The organism is Rhodococcus sp. P3_B8 (genome assembly GCF_056402775.1).
This window is the reverse complement of sequence record NZ_JBFUGT010000414.1, coordinates 1-4,889: the sequence shown is the minus strand read 5'-3', so window position 1 is coordinate 4,889 and position 4,889 is coordinate 1. Positions and strand designations below refer to the sequence as shown.

The following is a 4,889-nucleotide window of genomic DNA, read 5'->3' as shown; positions in this document are numbered from 1 at the left end:
GTCGTGGCTACTCAGGCAACTCAAGGACGTACCCGGAGACGTTCAGGTCGAAGCGGTGTTCTCCGAGCGCGGCAACGAAGCCTGCGAGCACCTCGACACGGTGCGGGCGGACCCGAAGGTACTGACCAATGGGCGATCCGGCGACATCGTCTCCTTCTCCCTCGAACAAGCCTTTCCGATGGGCGGCCGGCGGTCGGGTACCGCGGCGAGCTTCATCACGAGCGTGACGTCATCGACCGACGCGTTCTACGGCACAGTGGTTCAACAACTGCGGGAATGGGTTCCGGCTGCGCCGAAACAAACCGAACAACTGCGGGAATGGGTGCCGGCAGCTCCGAAACAAACCGAACAACTGCACACGGGCACAAAGGAAGCCGAGGTTAGGCAACCAATGTAGGAAGGCGGGCCGGCCCCCTCGTGGTCACGGGCAGCCGCGCGATGACATGTTGTCGTCGGAGCTCTCGCGCCCAGCGTTATGTCCTCTGCGTTTCAATACGTCGGTGTAAGAGGCCAGTAGAGCCCCAATGAAGACCAACCGGCCCGAGGTCACCCGACTCTGAAGCGCTACCCGGATTAGTTTGTGCTCAGCATGTGGTCTGGATGGGAACCGTCGGTCCTTCGAGACCGCCAAGCAACTCGACTCATCGCGCATTGCGGAACGCAGTGTGCCGAAGAACACCGGACCTGCATGCGCGGGCAACCCACATCTCGCGACCTGCGTATACCGATAAGAACAAGGAAGGATGCAAATGTTCGAGCAGCACGAGCGATGGCTTGAGGAGATCAAACAGCATCTCGACAGGGCCGAGTCCGTGACTGGTTACATGCACCTTGTAGCGATCGTTTCCGAGATCGTCGACGCCGATGCCGATGAACGGAAGCAAACATCTATCCATATCCCCAACTGGGAGTCGCTGGAGACGGATCTACGAGACACGTTGACCTACATCGGTCCCGAACTGCGCCGAGAGATTGACAGTAACGCCACCCAGCTCATCACCAGCATTCATGATCTCGTCCAGACGAAGGACGACGCAGACGGCAATCCCAAGAGGTACATCGACGAGGACCGTCGACCTGAAGTCAGGAAACACGCAACGTCACTGTTCGAGCTGCTCGATGATGATGATGAAGTAATGGTCGCGGCATGGCGAGACCTTATAGCGGCCTGCCGATCGACTGACTTCGCGGAGTTTCCGTACGATCGGATCGCCTTCCTGCGAGATACGCTGGTCGGACTGCAAATCCATCGAAGGCAGGACGGCGGATTTTGGGGGGTTCTCAAGACCGCATGCAACGTACTGTTCGACTACCGATTCGATGTCAGTAGAGCTCAACATCGTGTAGGCGACGAAGCACTTGAGTTCGACCCCAAGAATCAGGAAATTCCTACCGGCTTGACCGTGAACGAACGTATCTCACTCTCGGAGCGGTACATCGTGGTCAATCCACCGAAACAGGACATCGTTGTGTGGCTGCGTATCGAAAATGCGTTTGTACCCCTTCACCGCGGGGTCGGCTTTGGAGACATTACCTTCTACGCAGCGCAGGTGCTGGCGGGCGGCATCATCGACCATGAACACGCGCGCAAGCTGTTCAGCGTCGTGCCGGAGGAGTTACTGACCGATCGCATCAGCGCGACGCAATCCGATCCCGAACAGATCGACCAGTACACCGGGTTCGAACACAAACCGGGGATGGTCTACGTGCGCGTGGCCCTGAAGGACGTCGAGACGCACCGCGCGAAGGAAATCGCCCGCGGATACCTCGAGAACGTCCTGGCCCTGGGATCGCCGGAAAGCCACACATGGAAGATTTTAAACGGCGCACTGATTTTCGCTGAGGGGAGCTCACACCCGCGGCCTCTGGAGTGGGGTCCAAAGTACGACCGCACGCCGCCACTGTTCTCGCAGAACGACTATATGGCCGAATTCCTTGGGGAAGTTCGCGGACAAGGACATACCATTACCCGCGAGATCGCTGACGCCCTCAGGCCAATGATCAAACTGCAGAGGGCGCTCGAAATAGCGCCGCTGTCCGACTCCGAGGGGATCGTCATGGCATCCGTCCGCGCGATCGAACACTGCAATGCGTGGACAACACGCGGCCGGAAACCTGGGACAAATTCATCAGCACCTACCTGCTCGACGAGGCAACAAGAATCGACTTCCTCGAACGAGCCGGCGAGCATACTTTCCACGCTATCGAGGTAACCAGACCGGACAGATCACCGTCCGCGCCGCCGGTACCCGAACTACAAGAGATAGCCGCCGCGGTGGACGCGAGCGGACGGGGCCGAGAATTTGACCTACGGATCGCGATCCACCACGTATCAGCGCTCAAGGAGATCTACAAGGAGCACCCACTCGTACGACCCCTGTCCGAGCTCGAATCCACCCTGAAGTCTGGTCGCACGATTGGCCTCGCCGTCGAGCGTGAGAAGAGCCGGGTCTCGGCTCGTGTCAAGAGGCTGACTCGTTCCCGCAATGCGGCGATCCACGGAGGACCACTGTCGACTGCGGCATGCGATTCTATCGCCGGATTTGCGCAGAACCTCGCGCGAAGAGCACTGCACAGCGTCATATTCGCGATTATCGAAGGAAGGCCGATCCCGGATTACATGTCTGAGAAGCGGGAAGCGAACGCGAACCGGATTACAGAACTGAGGCGAACTGGAGACAAACGGCACTTGATGGCTGGGTCCTATGGCGACGGGTCGGATACCGCCGGTCCGTAGATCTCGCTACCTCCCGGAGAACGCCGACGCCCTGCTCGGCCCGATCGCCGAGTACAGCGGCGGGGCCGCGCGCTCGGAACTCGGCCACGCCGAGGTCGTGTTCACCATCCCCGCCGAATCGGTGCGGCAGGCCACCTCGACGGCCCTGGCGGTCCTGGAGACCTACCCGTGGCCGTTGCGGTCGCTGCGAGTGCTCACCACCGCCGATTTCGATCGTCTCACCGACGCCATGGACCTCCCGCCGCTGGTGTCGGTGCAGGAGGCCGCCGACGGCCTCGGAATGACCCGCCAGGGCGTACTGAAGGCCATCAAGGGCAAGGTGCTGCCGGCCACCCGTGTCGGCGGTACCTGGGTGCTTCAGCAGTCCGTGGTCGACAACGCCCGCGCCCGCCGCGGCGCATAGCCACCGACAGCCGCGGTCTCAGGTAGCGAGTTCGGCTCTTGAAGTAGTGAGGGTCGATGCGCATTCTTCGTCGCGAGGATCGAACAGCAGATCCCAGCGCGTGAGCTCGCCGTTTTGATTCGTCGTTTCCGGGATCGTGTACTCGTGACGTTCGGCGTCGGTGGGTTTCCGCCACCCGTCCCTGTTGTACGTGGTGGCGATGCGTTCATCTGTCGTGAAGGTAATGACGAGTTGGCCGGCCTCGGCGGCAATGGTCAGTAGTTCGAGCCGTAGCTGGCGCGCGACCGGCGGTCGCTGGGGTGTGATTGCGGGCCATCGGAAGTGGTTGTGGAAGGTCACCGCGCCGCCCCGGCGGACGTAGACGGTGAGCGCCGCCCCGACCGTGCTGGCGGGGTTCGTCAGCCACATCACCCGACACCGGTGCCGCCACCGGGTGACGGGGTRGGCGCGGGATCGAGTCGCCAGTGCCAGCGCGTAGGCGGCGTACACGAATATCCCGACCAGCATGAGTGCGATCGCCGCGAGCAGGACCATCAGGACGTCATCGAGCGCGACGGTGGTGAGTGCCGCCGCCGCGATGACGGCGAGGAGCATCGTCAGTGCCAGAGCCTTCCACCAGCGAGCCTGGTGCGGGCGCCTGAAGTTGCCGAGCTGCAGACGCGCCGCGGCACGAATCCGGGGGCCGGGCGGCGGGTTCGCAGTCCYCCAGCGGTCGATGCCGTCGAAGAAGCCAGTGGTGGTGCACTCGCCGGCAGGCCATCCTTTGTGCGAATCGATCACCGCGCATTCCTATCACTGAACTGGGCTGATGACACGTCCCTGTGGCGTCCGAAGGGTCACGCCCGCAACGCGATACTGTCCACACAACGCCGGGCGCGTAGCGACCGCGCCGGCTCGGTTCCCGGCCGCCGGCACTGGGGGTGAGAGGGTGCGGGGTATGACATTGCGGCTGCCGACCACTCTCGCGACCGACTCGGACGCCGCGGCGATCGAGGCACTGACGAGGTATTACGGCCGCCCGTACCTGGGCGCCGCCGCCTACGTCGGCGCGCACTTCGACTCCTGGTCCAGCACCGGGGACCGGGCCGGGGAGGCGGACCGGTTCACCGCGGACGATCTGGTCGCGGTGACGTTCCTGTCCGTGCAGGTCCCCCCGAAGGCGGCGCGGGCGATCCTGCACACCCAGTCCGAGGCGCTGAACGCCCTTCTGACGGGGATAGGCCCGGATCGGGACCTGGTCGACGAACCGGACCCGCTGACCCCGGGGTGGCCCGCCTGGGACCTGGAAACTGCCCTGTGGGCGCTGCCGGGGATCGGCCAGACGAAGGCGACGAAGCTGATCGCCCGCAAACGCCCCAGGCTGTATCCGATCTGGGACTCCGTTGTCAGTCAGGTCCTGGGCACCGAGCGATCGCATTTGAACCCGGTCCGGGAGGCCCTCCGCGCCGACGACGGGGCATTGCACCACCGGTTGCTGTCGCTCCGCGAGGAGGCGGGCCTGCCGGAGGAGATCTCCGCGCTCCGCGTGTTTGATGTGATCGCGTGGATGGACGGCAAGAACCGCCGCCTGGGCGAGTCCTCTGACCTGGAAAGATGACACGTCCCGGACTGAGGGGATGTGCCGCGGCTCAGGAGCGGGTGAAGCGGGATCTGAGTTTGTGTATGCCGACCATGACTTTTTCTGCGGTGCTTCCGGGTCCGGGGAGCATTCCCAGCTGTATGGTCTGGCGATGTCGTGCTTGTTGACGA

The 4,889-nt window shown here is 63.0% G+C and carries 4 protein-coding genes and 1 pseudogene; 4 read left to right on the top strand and 1 reads right to left on the bottom strand.

Going from position 1 to position 4,889, the window contains the following annotated elements:
- From AC1D1G_RS41815 to AC1D1G_RS41805, 3 genes and pseudogenes are all read left to right on the top strand, one after another.
- Positions 1-397, top strand: a pseudogene (locus AC1D1G_RS41815) (hypothetical protein); the annotation flags it as partial.
- Between the two features lie 352 nt (positions 398-749).
- Positions 750-2,213, top strand: a complete 1,464-nt coding sequence (locus tag AC1D1G_RS41810; RefSeq protein ID WP_477956563.1) for a hypothetical protein — start codon at positions 750-752, stop codon at positions 2,211-2,213.
- Between the two features lie 492 nt (positions 2,214-2,705).
- On the top strand, positions 2,706-3,140 hold the full coding sequence (locus tag AC1D1G_RS41805; protein ID WP_477956562.1) for a helix-turn-helix domain-containing protein: 435 nt from the start codon (positions 2,706-2,708) through the stop codon (positions 3,138-3,140).
- Between the two features lie 18 nt (positions 3,141-3,158).
- Here the strand turns inward: AC1D1G_RS41805 and AC1D1G_RS41800 are convergent, their stop codons facing one another.
- Positions 3,159-3,920: a hypothetical protein gene (locus AC1D1G_RS41800; protein ID WP_477956561.1), complete on the bottom strand. Its 762-nt coding sequence runs from the start codon at positions 3,918-3,920 to the stop codon at positions 3,159-3,161.
- Positions 3,921-4,077: 157 nt separating this feature from the next.
- Here AC1D1G_RS41800 and AC1D1G_RS41795 point away from each other — a divergent pair, with 157 nt between their 5' ends.
- Complete coding sequence (locus AC1D1G_RS41795) at positions 4,078-4,737, top strand: DUF6308 family protein (protein ID WP_477956560.1); 660 nt, start codon at positions 4,078-4,080, stop codon at positions 4,735-4,737.
- Positions 4,738-4,889: the final 152 nt, after the last annotated feature.

Coding starts and splice junctions, on each gene's coding strand:
- AC1D1G_RS41795 (WP_477956560.1), top strand. CDS start 4,078: ATGACATTGCGGCTGCCGACCACTCTCGCGACCGACTCGGACGCCGCG.
- AC1D1G_RS41810 (WP_477956563.1), top strand. CDS start 750: ATGTTCGAGCAGCACGAGCGATGGCTTGAGGAGATCAAACAGCATCTC.
- AC1D1G_RS41805 (WP_477956562.1), top strand. CDS start 2,706: ATGGCGACGGGTCGGATACCGCCGGTCCGTAGATCTCGCTACCTCCCG.